The organism is Exiguobacterium sp. s48, assembly GCF_018617395.1.
Taxonomy (GTDB): domain Bacteria; phylum Bacillota; class Bacilli; order Exiguobacteriales; family Exiguobacteriaceae; genus Exiguobacterium.
The window spans coordinates 737,932-758,443 of the sequence record NZ_JACSKC010000001.1; the positions used below are offsets into that span (position 1 = coordinate 737,932).

Genomic DNA, 20,512 nt, shown 5'->3' on the forward strand with positions numbered 1-20,512 from the left:
GGCAAAAATTGACCAGACACTATTCAACTGGAGATGTCGCGAGAAAACTGAACGTGTCTGTGCGTACGCTTCGATACTATGACCAAATCAATTTGGTCACCCCCTCTTATACGAACGATGTACAGAAACGATTTTATAGTGATGACGAAATGTTTCGACTTCAAAAAATCATGCTTTTAAAATCGATGACCGTCCCGCTCGATGAGATTCGGAGAATCTTAGATGAAGAATCCCTTACAAGCATCTTGTCCGCTCATCTGTCCTCGTTAGAAGAAAAGATAGAGGAATTGAAGCGGGCGCAGAACTATACGGTCACGCTCCTTCAATCCATGAAGCTTGAAAATGAAAAAATCGATTTGACGAAACTGCAAACTATTCAAGCTAAATCAAATGACCGGAAACAATGGACGGACTATTTTACGGAAGAAGAGTCTGATTCATTGCAATCAAGTTTACCTAAATTAGAAGATGGTGAGCATGATACGAAAAAGTGGATCAACTTGATTCGGAGAACCGAAATTCTAATCGAACGTGGGGTCGCCCCTTCCTCAAAAGAAGCCCAAATTCTTAAAAAAGATTTGACTTGGTTAACAGACGAGACATTTGGAGACAATCAACAATTGATTGAATCATTTTGGGAGATTCGAAAATCAACTAATGCATCGAATGAATTAGGACTGTATCCAATCGATGCATCGATTCTTGCCTATATTGATTCACTATATCAAGAGATAGCAGACTGATTCCCTCATGCCAATGCAGTCAATAGAACGGCTAGCCCATTAAAGGTGCCATGGATGAGCATGCTGGAATAGACAGAGTTAGTCCGTTCATATACCCAAGCGAACACTAGTCCCGATACAAAATTGACGAGTAACGTGTTTGTCGTCGGTAAATGAGCGAGAGTGAATATTCCAGCACTTACGATCATCCCGCTCCCAACCCCAAATCGTTCTTGAAAGAAGCGGTATAAGAACCCACGATAAAAGATTTCTTCATAGATCGGTGAAACGATAGCCGCCGATCCAAACGCAATCAGTATGGAGATAATCGACAAGTCACTTTGTAAACTCTCTGTTTTTGTATTCGACGTACCGATACCGAAATATGATTGGACTATGACGATGATGATACTGAGTACAATTAGCACAATTGTCCATAGAAAGATGATGCCCGAATCTTTCAATGGAAAACGGCGAAGTCCTAACGTTTCCAGCGATAGGGTTTGAGGACGTATTGCGACGAAATAGAGGACAGTCATAAATATTATGGCTAATAACAGGCCGATACTTGTTCCTGAATAGAGGGTGTTTCCCCATGACTGTTCTAGAAAGTTGTGTAATTGTCGCTCGATAAGTAGGGGCGTCACTCCGAATAGAAGAACCATCGTAATTGCGAACTGATTCCATGTCCAAATGGGAGTTGTTTTCTTTTGCATTTGATTCAACATCGTATTTCCTCCTTATGTGGTTGTAGCCCCATCATATCGGGTGACGTAACGTCACCTGCAAGCAGAAAAATGAAAAAGGAGTAATAAGACTATGAAACAGTGGATTGGATCAGCTGCTTTATGCATCAACGAAGAGAGGAAAGTTCTCCTCGTAAAGAATCGTGACGTGCAACAATGGAGTTTGCCATCAGGTGGTCTAGAAGTCGGAGAAACGCCAGAACAATGTTGCCAGCGTGAAGTGTTCGAAGAAACGGGCTATCGCATTTCGATTAATCAAAGATTACATATCAAACGAGCCATCATCTCAAGTTATCAAGTCGAAACGCACTATTTTTTGGCAACGTGTGACGAGCGAGTGGCGACTGCAAACATCGACACGGACATCGATGAGGTAAAATGGTGGTCAATTCATGAAATAGAGCATTTAGTACATGCATTTCCAGAAGATATTGAACTGATTAAACGGTGGAGTGTATGATTTAAAATCATCGAAGCGATTCACCGATTAGAACAAGCTAGTCGCATAAAAACGACCGGCTCATGACTTAAGACACTTCTTCGATTTGATTGTGAGTGAAATACTCTTGTTTCGAAGAATCGCGCATTACATACATCGTATAACTACCAACGAAGAAGAAGGCAATCGAGAATGCGAGATAGACCGGACGAATCCCAATCATTTCGGCAAGGAGTCCAATCCCGAATGTGAGTAGGATGACGAGTAGCGACTCTGCCACATTGACGACACCAGAGAACCGGCCCATGATTTCGACCGGGACATGATGTTGATAGAATGATAAAAATCCGGTATTTGCAAAGGCAAGCGCGAATGTCAGGACAAAAAATCCAACCGTGGCCATCATGAATGACGATGAACTTGCGAAAAGAAGATAGCCTATTGGTGTCATGATCGCCCCGAATCCAATACAAAACGATAAGGACAAGCAGTGACTCCATCTTGAATTGATGAGTGATCCAAAGATAATCCCAATCCCAGCGATACTGACGAGAAACCCATATCGGCTCTCAGACAAGTGAAGGACTTGGGTCGCGAATGACGCCTCCAAGGAATCGAGCCCAGACATGAAGATGGTCATGACACAGAACAATCCATAAATGAGCGTCACATATTTGGCATTTGATGCAAATCGTACGACCATTTTCCAATCCTCGATAATTAATCTTACAGAGAATGGTTCAATCGACGCTTCTGTTCGAAGGTGAGACGGAAGGCGCGACAACATACCGACCGAGACGATGAGTGCGAACGCATTCACGAAAATCGCAAATGACGGACTCCCGACTAGAAAGAGCAGTCCTGCAATCGTCGGACCTAGAATAAACCCGGATGACTGTACAAAGTTCTTCATCGCATTGAACTTTTGTCGGTTCGAGGCAGGTACGAGTCGCGTCATGTAGACCAGACTCGATGATTCGAATAACGAGCTCATCACATTGAGAAGAAAGACGATCCCGTAGATGAGCCACAGTGAATCAATCCAGCCTAAGCTGAATATGAGGAACGCACGCAGACCATCCAGTAACATCATCAATCGTCTCGTATCGATCCGGTCAATCAGGCTACCTGACCAAAGATTCGAGACGAGCGAGGCGAGCGGGACTAATACATAGAGAATCGAGACGGCGAAAGGGGATCTAGTCATCTCTAAGATAATCAAGTTGAGCGCAATGAAGTATATCCAGGCACCGAGGTTTGAGATTCCGACACTGACGAGCAGTAGCGCAGAGGTTTTTCGAAACGAGTTCAAGTCAATCACTCCTTCTATTTTTGATCACTTTCGGAACGTAAAAAATCCCACCCCCAAGAACGAATTCTTGGGGACGAGATTCTCATCGTGGTGCCACCCCTGTTCGTCCGCACGTCACCGCACGAACCTTATTCAGTACTGCCGAATGAATCGGACTATACCTCAACTCTATAACGGGAGTGCCCGTCGCCATATCCCTCGGGGTGAGTTCCATAGCGCTGCTCAGAGGCTTGTTTCGACCAACGTTCTTTACTCCTTTTCACCGGACGGAGCTCTCTACGAAAGATTCATTGATGTACTGTTCTCTTCATCGCGTTTGTCAGATCATTTTTGTAAGGATAGCATATTGTGAAAATATTGGAAACAATTTTGGTAAAAAGATGTATATCTTCTTCAAGGTATTAAACTATGATTGTCATCTAGGAAGCTTGGTTCATTTCTGAAGGTTGACACTTATCCAGTTCTTTCAAGATGGAACGATAGAAGAAGATTGCGAATGTGCCAAAGCCGATATACGACACGGTCATCCAACCGGGTGACACGACATCATAAGACGATACACTGATTGCGCCGATGAGAAGCGCACCTCGGTAGCGGAGACCGTTCGCGGCCAAGTATTGACTGCGGAGATGGTCTTCGATGAGTCGAGCAAGCATAGCTTGATGAATGGGTACATACAGCAGTTCTCCGAACGTGAAACAAGCCGTAGCGAGAACTAACATTGAAAGGTCATGTGAAACCGGTAAGATGGCGAATCCAAGACTGAACAGCGCGACACCCGTGTAAAGTAGCGCACGTTCAGAGAGTGATTTGGTCCAACGCATCAACACAAGACCGAGCAGTAACACGAGAATCGTATTCTCCGCTCGAAGCAGTCCGAGAATCTTCGTCCCATCTAGTGAGAAATGGAAGAACGGGATAGCGTGTAACGTTTCAGCAAAGTGAATCGCTAAGTAATGCGTCAGTTGCAACTCTAATGACAACGTCAAAATCCCTGCGACAAGGTATTTCAAAAAGAGTTGGTTCCTCATGACCGTCTGGTATCCTGTCCATACACCAGCGGTCTTCTGCTCTTTACGCGGAAAAGGTTTATAGTTGTCTTCGAGTTTATTGGAAATCAGGAAGACACATCCGAATGAAAGAATAGCTGCCGATACTAACAAGTAGAAGAGATGCTGTTCGAAGAAAAAGCCGCCGATTAGGCTACCGATGACGATGGACCCGTTCATTAGCCAATAACTGAGTGTGTACAAATATTTCCGTTGGTCTGGTCGACTATCATCAATCAAAATGGCCTCGTTTGCAGGTGTGATGGCACTACCAAGAAGATTACTAAAAAAGAAGAAGATAAATAATAAAATGGCACTGTCGATTACATGTGAACCTGCGATTGCCATTCCGATATAACATGCAAAACGTAGTATTTCTCCAATGAAGAGAACGCGCTTTCTTCCGTATCGATCGGATAAATGGCCTCCGTAGAGACTTGCGATGAATGAGGCAATCATCGTCAAGACGATGAGCGGTCCGGTCTCCGTTGCACCGAACTGGCGAACAAAATAAATCGTCATAAAGGGAAATATCGCGGTTTGAGTCAGCTTTTGAAAGAAGTTCAAGGCAAGTCGTATTTTTAAATTAGGATGAAGCGATTGAAACATGTGAATCACCATCTTTTCATAAGGTCAGCGAAGTGGCCACTTGACTGTTATGAACAGTATGCGTGATTTGAAGTGAATCATCGTGCACTATATTGCTCGATTTTTGCGCAATAATCTGGAGGGGTATATGGAACAATTACTTACACTGCCTGACGTCGTCATACGTTACGTCTCCTCTAGTGGAGATTGGACGACAGAGAGAGAAGCGAGCAAAGAAGACATCGTCTGGGTCCTCGTGTTGGAAGGGAAAATTGGGATTGAGGTGAATGCATTCGAATATCGTCTCCAAGACAGCGAATCGATTGTGGTTCAACCGAATCAGTCCTATCGACTATTCGCTGATTCAACTGAAACGACTTATGTGAGTTTTCGGTTTATTGCGAGTCGATTGAACGGGTTTGAAAACAGGGTCAATCCAATGTTTCCTTCCATAGCGGTCATGTCGATAAGAAGACTGTTAGGGGAGTGGTCAAGTCGAGGATTTTTAGAGATTGATCTTACAGATGATGTCATGACGTTCATTCAGAGTCACCTCATCCACACTTCTTTAGATGATGAAGACTTATTTGTACCGGTTTTGCGTGTCATTCATGATTCTTATCATACAGAGCTTAGAATTGAGGAATTAAGTCGAATCGTCCATCAAAGTAAGTATCAGTTCATACGGAACTTTCGAGAGCGAATCGGTCAGACGCCGTATCAATACATCACGAGACAACGCCTGATTCATGCGAAGTCGCTCCTTCGCTATTCGGATCTTACACTACTCGCAATCAGCCAAGAAGTCGGATTCAACAGTCCGGCTCAGCTGAACAAGCATTTCACGGAATGGGTAGGCTGCACCCCGGCTCGATTCCGTAAGAATAAAGGGCATCAGCTCAAACGTGATTAGAAAGCTTCAATCGATCTTGAATTTGGTGGGGGAGGGCGTTGAGCGGTCCCTCACATCGTTGTATCGCATCCACATGATAAAACGTGCTCGTCTCCTTCATATTCATCATCTGGTCACCCAAATCGTATAAAAAGACCGATTTGTTCATTCCGAGTGCAATCCCGAGCTCGACATGTGCGCCTTTACCTCCAGGCAACAAGATGACGACAAAGTCCGCTGATTGAATTCCAGAAACCTCTTCTTCGCCAATCGAGCGTAATGCATCAATCGATGTGGCGCGTTCGTTCTGAGTCCAGTCATATGTATGGGTGTGACCGAGCGCAATCAGCTCATTACACATGAACCGTACTTCTTCGATATTTGAGAAGCTTGAACCGACATAAAATCGCATGGGAGAACCTCCAATTCGTTATAGATGATTCATCTGGTAAAGAGCCACAAAATAAAATTGGACGATTAACAGGTAGCCAAGTACAAGGAAAGAAATCACGCTAATCAGGACGAATTTCATCAAAGAAAGTGGAACGTATGATTGAATCAAGCGTGTCAAATAAAGCGAAGAGAGGACAAGCAAAATGATTGTGCCGATAACCCAAATGTAACCAATCATGAGATTCGGAATCAGCCAAAATAGGCGATTGTCATTACGATTAGACACAGAGTGATCACTAAATCTTTACGTTTCTTCGTCATCTTACACCTCTCGCTGATGTTCTAACTTCAATCGTACCTGTTCGGCATCCTCTGCATCAAACGTGCTGTACCACCTCACATGGTCGAGATCGATGATCCGATAATGTCCGCTGATGATATTTTGCTGAAGGGTGAAATGTGGACCTGATTCGATTGCATGCCAAAAGACGCGTCCGCCGAGTGTTTTTTCTTTCGGCTCATAAGTGTTCTCGGTCGCAATCAGTTTGACGAATTCGACGGGGTCGTCACCGATCAAATGTATGAGAATCTCACTTTCGTTAAACAAGGCGCATAGCGTCACAATCGTCGACCAACTTGCTTCATTCCGCTCCTTCTCGATTTGGATGAGCGTTTTTTTTGAAATACCGAGTAAGTTCGCCATCTCTTCCTGTGAATACTGAGATTCGATACGAATCAATTTCATTTTTCGAGAAACCTGTCCAATAAATTCGGATTTTTGCATATGGTTTTTCCTTCCTGTTTGTCCGACTCAGAGCGTCGCTGAGCTAATGAAAATCAAGATCCACGAGATTCCGAGAAATACAATAAATAAGAGCAGGCAGACGATGATATAACAGCAAATGTATTGCCAGTAGGTCAACCGTTTCGATTGATAAAAATGGTATGTAAAACTGAATGTCGCAATCCCGATGACTAAGAACGCAACGATATCCCAGATGATTCCGACTTTCAAGAAAGATGGAGTGAGAAACGAAGCGATGAGTGCAAGCACGACCGTCACAATTCCCGTAGAGATGGCGGCGGATGGCGTTGTAGTATTTTCCAACAAATCACCTCCTAGTATATTACAAGTGTAATTTTACACTAAAAGTGGGCGATGTCAATTTCATAATCAAAAAAACCCTTCTCTGTGGAAGGGTTCCGTCACTCGTCATGTTTATTCGTTAAGTAGGTCGTCAGTGGGTAGACACCGATGCTTTGTAAAATCAGAGAGAGTAAAATGACGGCGAATGCGAGAGATATCATTTCGCTCGACCCGTTAATCTTCTCTGCCTCTAGCCAGAGGACAAGCGCAATCGACATCGTACCCTTGATGCCGGACCATGTGAGTAAGGAAGTCGCCGTCAAATCACTCTGAAACTCTTTTCGCCAGATCGGAACGGTATAAACAAGACCGCCGACGACGATGAAACGGGTTAGGATGGAAAGGAGGAATAAAAGTACAGCGAATGTCCAGAGCGACACAGACAAATAGCTAGTCGCCTCGATTCCGATTAACAAGAATAAAAGGGCAAGTAAGATTGGGATGACGATGTCCCAAAAACCGTCAAGATGACGTTGGACAGTTTCACAATCCTCTTTAGTTCCAAGTTCATGAGATAGCATCATGCCTGCCGTCACGGTCGCAAGGACACCCGATACTTCTAGCGCATCGGCAAGATAGAAAGCCCCATATGCGGTGACGATTGTCAACATGACGAGTTCATGTTTTTTAAAACTGACAATCATCAATTTCTTAAGTAGAAATCCAAAGATAAAACCGATGCCGATTCCTCCGGCAGACACAATCAAAAATTCGGTCAAAAAATTGAAGGTGGAGAAACGCTCTCCCGTTGCGAACATACTGAGAAAGATGGTGAAGATGACAACACTCGTTCCATCGTTCACCATCGATTCACCTTCGACAACATCCGCAATCCGCTTCTCACCTTTACTCCGCTTTAAAATCGCCGTCACGGAAACTGGGTCGGTCGGAATCAAGATGGACGCCAATAAAAAAGAGGCGGTCAGGCTGAGCGGGGTAAACCACTCACTGATCCAAAACGTACCATACCCCATCAAGATGGCGGTCAAGACAAGACCGACCGTGCTCAATATCGCGATGATTCCAAAATTATCTTTTAAGTCGTTATACTTAAATTGATAGGCCGACGTAAACAGTAAAGCCGGTAGGAACACCTCAAAAATCATATCTTTCGTAATGAATACGGAATCAAAGAAAGCAATATAAGATAGTCCGATCCCAATCAAGACCAGGATAACAGGGACAGGGAAATAGTTTCGCTTGGAATCAATCAAATATATGAAATAGCCAATCAGTAACAATGTGATGACCTGTTGCGCGATCATGACGACATCCTCCTCTGAAATCAACATGCTATACAATATGTTCCCATTCAAGGTCTAATCAAACGATAATTGTGGAATATAGGGAGTAGTATGCTCATTTATTTCAGGAGGGATGAATATGGGAAACCCGATTGGGGATTTGTCTTGGACGTTTTATTCGGAGTGTGAGGTGCCGAGTGATATCACGGAGTCTTTCATCGACGGGGAGCGGGCAGTCGCTGCCTATAAGACTGTCCGTGACGTCGCCGTCTTCACGAACAAACGACTGATCGTCCGTGACGCACAAGGACTGACGGGAAAAAAAATTGAGGTGTACTCGCTTCCGTACGACTCGATCAATATGTATTCGACGGAGAATGCGGGAAGAATGTTTGATTTCAACTCCGAGGTTCAACTGTTCACTCGTGCCGGAACGATCAAAATCAATTTGAATAAGAAAGTGGACGTGCGTAAGTTCGACCGATTGCTAGCCGAAGCGATTCTCTGATCGATTGGACCGAGAATTCTCTCGGTCCTTTTATTTGGATTTTTCTGACAATTAATCGTATGTCGTGATACGATAGAACAAAATGAGTGATGGAGGTTACGATGCGATTTACAACCCGATTATTGATGATCATGCTCGGCAGTTTGATGTTGGTAACTGGATTTATCCATCTGGCTCGTCTGTTTTGGGATTGGTTTCATGACCCGACAGAGGGTGGGATCATACTACGTTTTTCTGGAGAGGACGGTGTAAGCGGCGACGCATTTGATGGGAAGTCTCGTATTTGGAAAGATGATGATCTTCAATTTTTAAAAAATGACTTTTTAGACTATACGTTTGGAACGGGTGGGAAGGTAACCGAGTCGGGGAGTTCATATTGGTTATGGTTCCTTATTGCAGGGTTGATTGTTCTCTTGATTTTGTCGATTATTATGATGCAGAAAAGAAAACGTGTCGTTTCGACCATTGATTTCTCGAGTGACGGTGTGAAACGGAAAAATAGAACAATGAAAACAAATGTATTTGTAGACCCGACTGAGATCAAATGGACCGATAACGCGATTCGGAATGCGCTCATCCAGTTCAATCTGGACTTGCCGATTGCCTCTAAACACCAATCGAATGAGACGGTGTTGGATTGGTTCAAACGAATCGGTGTGGAAGAGGTGGATCTCTCGCCTTATTGGAAATCAAGATATGTGGATGCAGTGGTGAGTGATGAAGATACACGACGGTTTCAAGAGGCGTTACAGTTCATGCGATTAGAAGACGGAAGGGAATGAGTATGTATGAATCAACGAAGAGAATTAGTTGATTTTGATATTCAAGAGCTAATGGGAGCCGCTAATTTGGTACAATCAGATCATCATTTCTACATCGAATGGAACGAGTTCGTCATATCGCTCAATCATCACAAACACGTTTCAGGTATTCGAATCATCGACGAGAACCACTTGTTCATCTGGGCATTTACGTTAAAAGGGGAACCAATCAATGCATGGGTGCTAGATGCACGTGGGCATATCAAACATTCCTTTCATGCAGGAAACGCGATTGCAGCGGTTGTGATAAATGCAACAGGAATCTGGGTCGGTTACGGGGACGAGGGCATCTTTGGAGAAGGGATTTCGACCGAAGCACTCGTCTGCTTGTCAAAGGAGGGAACCGTACGTTTTCGTTATAATCGAGAAGTCAGAAAGGCCCCAGTTCTTCATGACTGCGACGTGATTTATGCGTCAAAGAAGGGGGTTTGGGTCATCTCTTCAATCGATGGTCGTCTCGTTCATGTCCATGTGAACGGACGGATTGACTCCTATCCGATGCCACGTCATCTCCTTGATTGTTCGTCGTTAACGATTAAAGACGATGTAGCCTATGTCGAGAAAAAGGAAAAGGTATATCGTTGGCCGTTTAAAGAGAGAGAGCGTACCGAAGTTCTTCAGAATGAAACCAATTGATCAGAAAATAATTCGGCTTACTTTATATTTCAAATACCGCAATTAATATTTAATGATATATAGACAGAGGTGAGCTAAATGATTTTACCAATCCTTTCTAGTATGCAAGAAGACATTCGCAATTTTTTTGTTGAACAATGGGGTTCATCTCAAATGGTCGTCTCTTCAGGAACCTATGATTGTGCAAAACTCGAAGGATTTGTCTACATGAAATCGAATCAAATTCACGGTCTTGTTACGTATGTTATTCGGGATGAAGAAGTAGAAATCATATCTCTTGATAGTCTGAAAGAGAATAGTGGGATTGGATCTCGTTTACTCCTTGCTGTCGAACAAATCGCTATACATCACGGAGCAGTCCAATCGGCCGTCATCACAACCAATGATAATTTGAGAGCGCTCGGCTTTTATCAACGTCGTGGCTATCGTCTAGAACGCATCATTCATGATGCGGTGACGCGAGCAAGAGAACAGAAATCGACAATCCCACAAGTCGGTTATGATAAGATTCCTCTATTGGATGAAATCATACTCACCAAAAAACTGATAGAAGAGAAATGAGGAATTCACATGATCCGTTTTTGCATCATTGGTACAAACTTCATCACAGACTGGTTTATCGAGACGATCAATCAGTTGGATTATGTAGAAGTGACGGCACTTTACTCGCGCACGGAATCGCGAGCTAAAGAATACGCAGAAAATCACTCCATTTTACATACGTTCACGTCACTTGAAGAGATGGCTCAGAGTGATGTCATCGATGCCATCTATATTGCGAGCCCGAACTCACTTCACGCCGAACAGAGCATCTTATTCATGCAGCATGGGAAACACGTCCTCTGTGAAAAACCGCTCGCCTCGAACGTCGAGGAAGTCACCCGCATGATTGATGTCGCGAAGGAGAACCAAGTCGTCTTACTTGAGGCACTACGAAACCTGTTCATGCCGAACCTCGAACGGATTCAACAGGCGATCGAGCAAATCGCGCCGGTGCGTCGTGCCGTCTTCAATAAATCACAGTATTCTTCACGATACGACCTCTATAAACAAGGGGAAAATCCAAACACGTTCAATCCTGATTTTTCGAACGGCTCGTTGATGGACCTCGGTGTCTATCTCCTCGGACCTGCCTTAAAACTGTTTGGTCAGCCGAATGAGATCCAGGCGAGCGGGGTTACGTTAGAATCTGGAGTGGACGGGAGCGGAACGGTCATTCTCTCCTATGACGACCTTGATGTGATTGTCATGCACTCAAAGATTCATGCGACATCGACTCCTTCTGAGATCATCGGAGAAAAAGGGCGTATCGTCATCGACGATATCGCGACGTGCGATGAAGTCCATCTAGAGTTACGGGATGGCACGTCAGAAATCATATCAGAGGCGCAGAATGCTCCGATGTCATACGAGATCGAAGCATTTGTCCGAGCAATCGAAGCTAGGAATTCAGAGACAGTTGCGCATTCAGCAACTGACATGATTCGTCTTGCTGATGTGATGACGAACGTTCGAACACAGCTTGGCGTGGTCTATCCAGCAGACAAATAAATACAAACTTAAAACGGTCCTCGATGTCATGTGCGCATCGAGGACCGTTTCCGTTATTCTTTGTTCAAATAGAGATATCTCAGAAACAACCCCAATACAATCGTCATGACGACGGCGGGGATGAGTCCGATCAGTAGTAGCGTACTCATACGGTTTCCTTTCTGATCGACTCGAGTCGATCACGCATGTCATCAAAGGATTGACTATCCGTCAACATGCTGAGCTCTGCATCGGCGAGTTCCGTGACTTGAATCGACCAATCTCGTTCAATCTCGGATTCGGATTTCTTGATTTCTTCGTTGGCCCGCTCAACTTGCTTCGTATGAATCGTTTCAAGACGTGAACGAATCATATCGCGAAGCAGTGAGGTCAACTCATCTTTCAATTGCGTTCGTCCGTCTCCCTCGAAAAATTGACTCGCATTCTTATAGCGCTTCAACACCGACTGATAGGGTGGTGTCTCGAGATGAATCGGTTCGACAGCCTCTCGTAGCCATGCCACGTCGAGTTCTCGGTCGAATTCAAGCGTCGGAAGGAGAGACGCTTGACGTTCTGTCAACCGTTCGACCAATGAAATAAACTCACGTTTAACGTATCGCTCCAACCGATATTGGAACACTTGGAGCTCTTGTTGGATGTCATAGGCATATTTATCGAGTGTACGTGCGAGGGCACGCTCCAAGCTCTTCCTTGACCCGTCGACCTCGACCGGATGGAACGTTTCTTTGACGAAGTCCGAGAGTCGCAGGAGCGATCGCGTCTCGAGGTGGGCGAGGAGTTCTTTCGCTTCACGGTCAAATAAATCGATGAGTGCTGATACACCGAGTGCCGGCGGGTTCTCGAGTAAGGCATTCAATTGCTTTCGACGATGTTCTTTCGCCGACGCGTCTTCTTTCGCTTCGTTCAGAACACGATCAAATGCAGCGAGTAGTGCAGTCGTTTCTTCCTGGATACGCATCGCGTTGGCGAGACGAAGGTCTTTGTCGACATAGCGTTCAAGTGTCGAGACGAATCGATCGAATCCCGCGTCATGCCCTTGCATGGCGTTTCGGCTCGAGATGGGGAGGACGCTTGGTCTACGGACACCGAGCGCGGTCAACTGTTGTGAAACATAGCTTGTGACTGCATCCCGCTCCTCGTCATCTGTCGCAAGATCAGAGGCGTTCACGAGGAAGAACATCTCGTGGTCTCCCGTCCCTTGAACACGTCCGAGCTGAATGACGAGCTCACGGTCCGCTTCCGTGAACGCATGATTATAGTACGTGACGAACAAGACCGCATCCGCGTCACGCATGTAGCCGAACTGCACCTCGCTATGACGGTTGAACTGTGAATCGGCACCTGGCGTATCGACGAAGACGATACCACGTCGCGCCCAAGGGGAGTCGAGATACAGTTCGATTTCTTTCACGATACAGCTTTTCTCTTCTTCTGCGACGAACGCGCAGAACGTGTCATAGTCGACGACTTCCGTTTGTCCAAGATAATCGAGCGGTGCCGCTTTTACGGCGTTGACGAACGGATGGTCGACATCGAGCGAGGTGAGGGAAGTCCCGTAACTTTGTAGCTCGTCCTCAAGTTCATTTCGTGATTTGAAGGTGATCATCGCTGTTCGATTCGTCCGACCATCTGGCGGTACGATTTTCGTGATCGATGCCGTCAATGGGTTCGGTGAGGTCGGTAAAACCGTCTCCCCGAGAAGGGCATTGAGGGTTGAAGATTTTCCAGCCGAAAACGCACCGAAGATGGCGAACGTATATTGCTCATGCTTCGCGCGCTCGATTTTCTTACGTAATGTCGAGACACGGGAGCGGAACAATGGATGATTCTCTAATATTTCACATACCGCATTTTCATAAGAAAAATTAAAATCATACAAGTCATGATCATCTTCTAACATCGACGTCGATGCAACCTCTGATTCAACAACATTCGACTGTTTTTCAGGAAGGTACGTCGCGTCGACATAGTTTCGAACGGCCAACTGATCTAATTGATTCGAATCAAGTTGTAACGTTTCATATTTACCGATTGCATGTAGACGATTTATGAGGCGTAAACGTAATGCTTCATTATCAAGTGCCTCATATAATTCGTCTTCTTCAGTCGAAAATTGTTCCAAGCGCATGTCGACTTCCGCTTTCATATACGTATCCGTCGAATGGACCCACGATTCTGAAACTTTCGTCACCCATGACGCAAGGGCCGTCTCGATGTCACGACTGAACTGAAGCACCGTATCACCACTGAGTGATGCGCCGGATTTCACTTGTTCGGTGATGAGTGAGCTCGGTGCAATCGGGAGGACATCGCCTTTCGGTAGGAGAGTCTCCGGAAGTTTCAAATCTCGGATGATGTCCTCCGCGTACTTCACGAGATGTGGACGTAAGTTCATGTCAATCAGACGGTTGAACTCTTTAACCGCCACTTCTTCACGACGCGCTCGTTCCTGCTTCGTCTTTTCTTTTGAGAATAAGAGACCGACTTTGAAGGACGGTGCACAACTCTCGAGATAAGAGCGTAATAACTCACGGAACTCATAGGTCATGATCGGTGCACTTTCGACAATCGGTGCCTGATGTTTGAAGAATTCGCGACGGAATGATGTCCACCATGCCCGTTTCTTCTCAAGGCGATGTAGACGTGACTGCATTTCCTTCGGACTCTTTTCATAAGTTGGTAACTGATCTAACATCGATTGAATTGACGTTTCGTTGCGGCGAACTAGCGTATGAATCAATGCATCCGCATGCTCGACCTGTTGTTGTTTCGATTCCGTGATGACTTGACGGACATACGACCGCAAGCGTTCGACTTCGTTATGAGGATACTGTAAATCACGAAGTGAAATGTAGAACGTGTCATTCGGGACGATGTCATGATGTCGGAACGCTTTCGTCAATGAGGCTTTGAAGTCCACAAAGGAAAGCTCATCCTCGTCATGCTTATCAATTTGGTTAATGATGATGGAGTAGGGACGTCCTTCTCGACTAAATTGTTTCATCAGCCCGATGTTTTGTTCCGACTGGACATGGTTGTAGTCCATCATGAAGAACAGGTGATCTGCCAAGAAGAGCGAGCGTTCCGTCGCTTGGCGATGACGTTCATCCGTCGAGTCAATTCCTGGTGTATCCATCAACACGACATGTTCGTCAAACGGGAATCGTTCGATGGTGTACTCGACTTCCTTGATTTCCTCGACTTTACAATAGTCACTAATGTTTGATAGAGAAGAAGGGTCTAATGAAATCCAGTCCGTATCATTGATTGCGACGGATGCCGCTGATTCGCCACCTCGTAATGTGACGATATTCGCACTCGTCGGAATCGGACTTGTCGGAAGAAATCCTTCTTCTAGCCAGTCGTTGAGCAATGTCGACTTCCCAGCTGAGAAGTGACCACAGACGGCAATCCATACTTCTTCATTCGTTACCTTTTGAAGGGCGGTGCGGGCGAGTCGGGCAGCATCCGTCATTTCTTCTTGTTCAAACGTTAAAGCGAGTCGTGCTAATTGTTCTCGTTGTTCGTGCATGTTTCCCATCCCCTAATTATGATTCCGTCGTGATGCCGACACGGTGTCCAACATAGTCATCATTCGTGAAACAATCTAGCACCAACTCGGCGACATCGTCTCTCGAGATCGGACCTGATTGTTTCGTGCCTAATACTTCTTTTGAGACGATGATGTCTCCGTTCGATGGCTCATTAATCAGTTGAGTCGGACAGATGACTGTGAACGCCAATCCGGAATCTCGTAATAACTCATAAGCACGCGCATGATCTTCGGCTGCGGTTGTCATCGAACGCTTCGATTCTTTCGTTTCAAAGCGATAGTTGTCGCTGTCATTTGCCTTCAAGATGCCGGCGGTCCCGACTGTGATGATGCGTGTTACGTTAAATTGTTTCATCGCTTCGATCACGAGTGGTGTGAAGGTTGATAACACGTTTTGTTTGTCCGTCCCTAATGCCGAGATGACGATGTCTGCAGATTGAACCGTTTCAAAGACTGCGTCACGATCGGTCGCGTTTCCTAGAATTACATCGATTCCTTCTTTGGAACCCATTGGCTGTCTCGTTAACAGTCTGACACGATGCCCCTTTTCAAGTAGACGTTCAAGCACCCGTTCCCCAGTACGGCCACTTCCGCCGAATAAAGCAATTGTTGACAAGTAAACCCCTCCCCATCAATATGAAAGAAATATCCAACGTCATCATAACACGGAAGCGTTCACAAAACCGCCTGAAATGGTTCATTTCCACTTGAAAAGAATGTGATACGTTTTAGAATTGAGGAAGAAGGCAAAAATACATTACATATGACAAGTGTAAGAGAGGAAGGCGCCATTATATGAAATTTGGGGCACGTACGATTAAGACTGGACTATCCGTTGCCATTGTCTTATTGATTGCCGAGGCGTTTCAATTCCAACAAATTGTCGTCCCGGCATTGGCCGCATCGCTCGCGCTGCTTCCGTCTGTTTATCAGACCGGACTACGATTAATTGAAGAGATGAAAGGGAACTTGATTGGAGCATTGCTTTCTGTCGGATCCTTATTACTCACCCCGAATCCGACACCGATTGCCATCGGATTCGTCATCATTATTGCCATCTCCATTCTTCTCTTTTTGAATTTAGAGTCGACGACGAGAACTGTCATCTTGACGACGATTTTAATCATGGAAGGGGCAAGTCAGTCGGATATGCCTATTTGGGTGTTTGCAGGCGAACGTTATCTACTCATCATGATGGGGATCACGGTCGCGTTGATTGTGAATGCGCTCTTGTTCCCACCCCGATATGAACGGAAACTTGAAGAGCAAGTGACCGACGTATTTCAAATGGTCGTTCGAATCGCACGCCTGTTTGCTGAAACCGAAGGAGGACGTTCATCTTTTGAATCGTTACCGGAGACAAAGAAGTTGCATAACGATTCAAAACAGACCTACGCCTATTTTGAAGAGGAAATCAAAGCGAATCGTTGGCTTGAGAAAAAAACACCGATTTTTCGTCGAGCTGTATTGAAATCCAAGATGATTGAGACGAACCGCGCCGCGCTACATGTCATCGAGAAGCTCGATCATGATTTCCATACGATTGAACAACTCCCGCCCCAATTGAGCGAAGAGCTGTATCGCCACATTCGTCACTTGTTGCGTCGACATGAGCGTCTGTTTTCAGCCTACGAGCTCGAGAACGAGCACCTCATCGATCGGGAAGAGGATCTTATCCATGAAAACTTTGACTTTGCGAAGTTAATGATTGAGAGGATGCGAGAAGAAGAGGAAGAACTCATCCTCATTGTTGTGCCGCTCGTGGCAACGATGACCGACTGGGTCAAGGCAATGAATGAACTCGAACGCTACCTTGTAACGGAAATGAAGAAACATGGGGACAACCTAAAAGTGGAACCACGTAAGAAGTGGTTTTTTGAAGACTGAGAAACGGGCCGATATTCGGCTCGTTTTTTAAGAGAGTTATTTTTCGTATAGAAGAGAGGGCATTGAGGATGAAGAAGTCTTTTCAACACATCACAAAGTATTGGAACATCATCGTTATAGGTGATGAATTTGCTGTAAACTACGGAAAAATTGGGACAATCGGAAAGGTACAAGTAAAATCTTTTGAATCCGATTCGGAATGTATGAAAGAAGTAGAAAAACTCATTCGTCAAAAATTGAGAAAAGGATATGTTGAATGCCCTTTTGATTGGAACAACCATATGTATGTGGATGACCCGGAAGTTGGACCGAGTTTTCTGACCTCTCATCCGAAATATCAGGAATGTTTCAACGATGAATTCTATGTGGATTGTACGGAAGAATATGCTCCGTTCGGGAATGATGCTGGAGCCGATGCATTGGCTATGTACGAAGAAGTGCTCCGAAAGGATAGAGACCTTTGTTATCTTTCATACGCTTACGCCTTAATTGAAAGTTGGATTAATCGAGATGTTTCCGGTCCAGAAGATTGGTCAACGTATGAATATGCCTATACATGTGATCAAGTCATCGTCGCGGGTGCGTTTGCTTCCCTAAAAATGACGGGAAAGCTGACGGATGATTTGAAAGTGGCAGGGTTAGCAGCCATCCATCGATTAAAACAAGCTTTCGAAATAGAGGATCAGTCTATATTTGATGAGTTATATGCACGCTTAAGTACATTCCCGACCGAATCCTGAAACTTTTCGAGAAGAAATGCGTATACAATAAAGACAGATACATATGAACGTTAGGGGGATTTACCATGTCAGAAACAACACCGACACCTGAAGAAGGTGTCACACCACAGCGAATCAGCGGCACACTTCCAATCGAGGCACGCGCTGTCTTCCGGTTATCTAGTGCAATTTTTTATATCATTGGACTTCTCATTACGGGAGCTCTTGTAGCGGCCGCTTACTGGTTCGACTGGCCAACTTGGATACAGATTGGTTTGATCGTGCTACTCGTCATCGATGTCGTCTATAGCCTGATTGATCTCATCTGGTTCCAAAAGTGGAAACAAGAACGATTCACGTATGACGTTCAGCCGCTCGAGATTCGAATTCACCATGGGATCATCACGACACACGATGTGCTCATCCCGATGACAAAAGTCCAATATGTTCATGCGGAGCAAGGACCGATTCTCCGTAAATACGGGTTACAGACCATCACCATCGGGACAGCGGCCGGATCTCATGAAATCTATGCGATTGAAGAGTCGTTCGCCAAGACACTCCGTGAACAGATTGCCATCTATGCACGCATTGAAGAGGAGGATGTCGTATGACCGATTCTGCGTTAACGTGGCATCGACTTCCAAATCGTGTGTTGGCACTACGCATCTTAGAGGTCATTAAGTCATTCGCCATTCCAATCGTGTTGCTCTTTGTACTCAATAACGACTGGGATTCGACGTATGGAATTATTCTACGAGTAGGTATTCTACTCTTCCTATTACTCGATATTGTTCAGAAGTTCTTCGGATGGTTAAACTTCCGATATGCCCTCGATGAAAAGACTGTATATGTCATCGAAGGGAATTGGTTGAAAAAAGAAAAGTCGCTTCCGCTTTATAAGATTCAAAGCGTCCATTCTAACAGCCCGTTCCTTTATCGATTGCTTGGTGTCGTCGAATTGACGTTCGATACGAACGCGAACAGTGACGATGCTTCCTTCAAATTGGCGGGTGTCTTCCCGACAGAAGCCAAACGACTGGAAGAAATCCTCGAACAAGTTCGTCACCGGAAACAAAATGGAGTTGCGGTGGATGGCTCAGAAGAGTCGGATGAGACACCTGCACAGGCAACACCGGTACCAAGTCGCCTGTTGTACGTCTTATCTACGCGCGAAATCGTGTTAGCATCCATCACTTCGCTCTCTGTATTCGCCATCTTCCCAGTAGCTTCCACGATCATTTCCTCGATTGATGACTTCATCAATTTGGATGGGGCGTTTAATCAAGTCGAAGATTATGTCGTCCATGCGTCCATCATCGCCATCGGTCTGCTTGTCCTCGGGGTGTTGCTACTATCGGTCGTGATCGGCATGGTCATCAACTTCTTGAAGTATGGGAACTTCCGACTGGAGCGGAGAGGGGAACGCATTCGTGTCGAGAAGGGATTGTTGAACCGGAGTGCGAAAGAAATCCCATATGAGAAGATTCAAGCAATTCGCATCAAAGAGACGTTCATTCGTCGTTGGTTCCATATCGTCGGGGTCGAGCTCGTCGCAGCAGGGACAATGGATGAATTGAAGGACGAATCGTCAACAATTCTTCCGTTCGTTCGTCGTGACCGAGCGATGCGGGTGCTCCGAGAACACTTCACGCACTTCACATGGTCGGACGAATTACACCGATTACCGAGACGTGCCTTAGGAATCAAACTACTCCGAATCAGCTGGTTCGGCTTCATCATCTCAGGACTCGTACTATATTTCTTCCGAGATTATGCCTGGTGGCTACTGCTCTTATGGGCCATCATCATCGGAGGGCGCGTGCTCAGTTTTGTCACGACAAAATATGTCCGCATGAATCAATTCATCCAGTTACGGACGGGAGCGTTCAACGTCCGCTCATTCTTGACGGACAAACCGCGAATCGAGCAGATTCAAGTGAAGCAATCGCTCTTGCAGCGTCGTTTCGGGTTATGTACGGTGCAATTCTCGACACGGGGAGGGTTCCTTTCAGTTGAGACGATTGATGACATTCCAAAAGAAGATGCGGACGCGATGCTCGTCTGGTTCTCACGATACAGTGAGATGAACGAAAACCGCTCAGGCTGATTGATCCTGAGCGGTAAGATTATTTGTGATTTTCGTGTCAAATAACGTTTCTCTTACTGAAAACGCGGATAAAGTATGGTATGATGCAAGTAGAAAGAGACCGGTGCTGGACACACCGACCTCTGGCTTACAGGCTACCACTTTAAGAGTGGTCCCAGCCGCCACAATGGTTAGTGAATCAGAAAGTGACCCATC

Annotated in this window: 22 protein-coding genes and 1 other annotated feature; of the genes, 12 read left to right on the top strand and 10 right to left on the bottom strand. The window is 45.4% G+C overall.

Features of this window, described 5'->3' with window-relative positions; genetic code table 11:
• Positions 1-8 precede the first annotated feature (8 nt).
• Positions 9-743: a MerR family transcriptional regulator gene (locus KNO66_RS03790; protein WP_214740569.1), complete on the top strand. Its 735-nt coding sequence runs from the start codon at positions 9-11 to the stop codon at positions 741-743.
• A 5-nt stretch (positions 744-748) separates the two neighbouring features.
• Here the strand turns inward: KNO66_RS03790 and KNO66_RS03795 are convergent, their stop codons facing one another.
• The gene (locus KNO66_RS03795) at positions 749-1,450 is read right to left on the bottom strand and encodes a CPBP family intramembrane glutamic endopeptidase (RefSeq protein ID WP_214740571.1); all 702 of its coding nucleotides are present in this window, start codon (positions 1,448-1,450) and stop codon (positions 749-751) included.
• A 91-nt stretch (positions 1,451-1,541) separates the two neighbouring features.
• Here KNO66_RS03795 and KNO66_RS03800 point away from each other — a divergent pair, with 91 nt between their 5' ends.
• Positions 1,542-1,928: an NUDIX hydrolase gene (locus tag KNO66_RS03800; protein ID WP_214740573.1), complete on the top strand. Its 387-nt coding sequence runs from the start codon at positions 1,542-1,544 to the stop codon at positions 1,926-1,928.
• 67 nt (positions 1,929-1,995) lie between these two features.
• Here KNO66_RS03800 and KNO66_RS03805 read toward each other — a convergent pair whose 3' ends face one another.
• Together KNO66_RS03805 and KNO66_RS03810 are read right to left on the bottom strand one after the other, a co-directional pair.
• Positions 1,996-3,219 (bottom strand): MFS transporter, encoded by a 1,224-nt coding sequence (locus tag KNO66_RS03805; RefSeq protein ID WP_214740575.1) that lies wholly within the window; start codon positions 3,217-3,219, stop codon positions 1,996-1,998.
• A 66-nt stretch (positions 3,220-3,285) separates the two neighbouring features.
• Positions 3,286-3,539 (bottom strand) — a binding site (T-box leader).
• 99 nt (positions 3,540-3,638) lie between these two features.
• Positions 3,639-4,889, bottom strand: coding sequence for an MDR family MFS transporter (locus KNO66_RS03810; protein WP_353048531.1), 1,251 nt, complete (start codon positions 4,887-4,889; stop codon positions 3,639-3,641).
• A gap of 115 nt (positions 4,890-5,004) precedes the next feature.
• Between KNO66_RS03810 and KNO66_RS03815 the strand changes: the two genes are divergently transcribed.
• Complete coding sequence (locus tag KNO66_RS03815) at positions 5,005-5,769, top strand: helix-turn-helix domain-containing protein (RefSeq protein WP_214740579.1); 765 nt, start codon at positions 5,005-5,007, stop codon at positions 5,767-5,769.
• Here the strand turns inward: KNO66_RS03815 and KNO66_RS03820 are convergent.
• From KNO66_RS03820 to KNO66_RS03840, 5 genes are all read right to left on the bottom strand, one after another.
• Positions 5,756-6,160 (bottom strand): nucleoside 2-deoxyribosyltransferase, encoded by a 405-nt coding sequence (locus KNO66_RS03820; protein WP_214740582.1) that lies wholly within the window; start codon positions 6,158-6,160, stop codon positions 5,756-5,758. The genes KNO66_RS03815 and KNO66_RS03820 overlap by 14 nt on opposite strands.
• An 18-nt stretch (positions 6,161-6,178) precedes the next feature.
• Complete coding sequence (locus KNO66_RS03825) at positions 6,179-6,379, bottom strand: hypothetical protein (RefSeq protein WP_214740584.1); 201 nt, start codon at positions 6,377-6,379, stop codon at positions 6,179-6,181.
• 84 nt (positions 6,380-6,463) lie between these two features.
• Positions 6,464-6,886 (bottom strand): helix-turn-helix transcriptional regulator, encoded by a 423-nt coding sequence (locus tag KNO66_RS03830; RefSeq protein ID WP_483299181.1) that lies wholly within the window; start codon positions 6,884-6,886, stop codon positions 6,464-6,466.
• Positions 6,887-6,952: 66 nt separating this feature from the next.
• Complete coding sequence (locus tag KNO66_RS03835) at positions 6,953-7,249, bottom strand: hypothetical protein (RefSeq protein WP_214740588.1); 297 nt, start codon at positions 7,247-7,249, stop codon at positions 6,953-6,955.
• 98 nt (positions 7,250-7,347) lie between these two features.
• Positions 7,348-8,553: a cation:proton antiporter gene (locus KNO66_RS03840; protein WP_214740590.1), complete on the bottom strand. Its 1,206-nt coding sequence runs from the start codon at positions 8,551-8,553 to the stop codon at positions 7,348-7,350.
• Positions 8,554-8,671: 118 nt separating this feature from the next.
• Here KNO66_RS03840 and KNO66_RS03845 point away from each other — a divergent pair, with 118 nt between their 5' ends.
• The 5 genes from KNO66_RS03845 to KNO66_RS03865 all read left to right on the top strand — a co-directional run bounded on the left by KNO66_RS03845 (position 8,672) and on the right by KNO66_RS03865 (position 12,048).
• Complete coding sequence (locus KNO66_RS03845) at positions 8,672-9,040, top strand: PH domain-containing protein (RefSeq protein ID WP_214740592.1); 369 nt, start codon at positions 8,672-8,674, stop codon at positions 9,038-9,040.
• A gap of 101 nt (positions 9,041-9,141) precedes the next feature.
• A complete protein-coding gene (locus KNO66_RS03850; RefSeq protein ID WP_214740593.1) occupies positions 9,142-9,822 on the top strand; it encodes a hypothetical protein in 681 nt (226 codons plus the stop codon).
• Positions 9,823-9,828: 6 nt separating this feature from the next.
• On the top strand, positions 9,829-10,497 hold the full coding sequence (locus tag KNO66_RS03855; RefSeq protein WP_214740595.1) for a hypothetical protein: 669 nt from the start codon (positions 9,829-9,831) through the stop codon (positions 10,495-10,497).
• A gap of 102 nt (positions 10,498-10,599) precedes the next feature.
• A complete protein-coding gene (locus KNO66_RS03860) occupies positions 10,600-11,058 on the top strand; it encodes a GNAT family N-acetyltransferase (RefSeq protein ID WP_353048561.1) in 459 nt (152 codons plus the stop codon).
• A 9-nt stretch (positions 11,059-11,067) separates the two neighbouring features.
• Positions 11,068-12,048 carry a Gfo/Idh/MocA family protein gene (locus tag KNO66_RS03865; protein WP_214740599.1) on the top strand — a complete coding sequence of 327 codons (981 nt, stop codon included), beginning with the start codon at positions 11,068-11,070 and terminating at the stop codon, positions 12,046-12,048.
• 145 nt (positions 12,049-12,193) lie between these two features.
• Here the strand turns inward: KNO66_RS03865 and KNO66_RS03870 are convergent, their stop codons facing one another.
• Positions 12,194-15,580, bottom strand: coding sequence for a dynamin family protein (locus tag KNO66_RS03870; RefSeq protein ID WP_214740601.1), 3,387 nt, complete (start codon positions 15,578-15,580; stop codon positions 12,194-12,196).
• 16 nt (positions 15,581-15,596) lie between these two features.
• Positions 15,597-16,217, bottom strand: a complete 621-nt coding sequence (locus KNO66_RS03875) for an NAD(P)-dependent oxidoreductase (protein WP_214740603.1) — start codon at positions 16,215-16,217, stop codon at positions 15,597-15,599.
• Between the two features lie 179 nt (positions 16,218-16,396).
• Here KNO66_RS03875 and KNO66_RS03880 point away from each other — a divergent pair, with 179 nt between their 5' ends.
• From KNO66_RS03880 to KNO66_RS03895, 4 genes are all read left to right on the top strand, one after another.
• The gene (locus KNO66_RS03880) at positions 16,397-17,488 is read left to right on the top strand and encodes an FUSC family protein (RefSeq protein WP_214740605.1); all 1,092 of its coding nucleotides are present in this window, start codon (positions 16,397-16,399) and stop codon (positions 17,486-17,488) included.
• A gap of 68 nt (positions 17,489-17,556) precedes the next feature.
• Entirely contained in the window at positions 17,557-18,228 is a 672-nt protein-coding gene (locus tag KNO66_RS03885; protein ID WP_214740607.1) for a WGR domain-containing protein, read from the top strand.
• A 65-nt stretch (positions 18,229-18,293) separates the two neighbouring features.
• Positions 18,294-18,821 carry a PH domain-containing protein gene (locus KNO66_RS03890; RefSeq protein WP_214740609.1) on the top strand — a complete coding sequence of 176 codons (528 nt, stop codon included), beginning with the start codon at positions 18,294-18,296 and terminating at the stop codon, positions 18,819-18,821.
• Positions 18,818-20,317, top strand: coding sequence for a PH domain-containing protein (locus KNO66_RS03895; protein ID WP_214740611.1), 1,500 nt, complete (start codon positions 18,818-18,820; stop codon positions 20,315-20,317). The genes KNO66_RS03890 and KNO66_RS03895 overlap by 4 nt, the downstream gene beginning before the upstream one ends.
• Positions 20,318-20,512 lie beyond the last annotated feature (195 nt).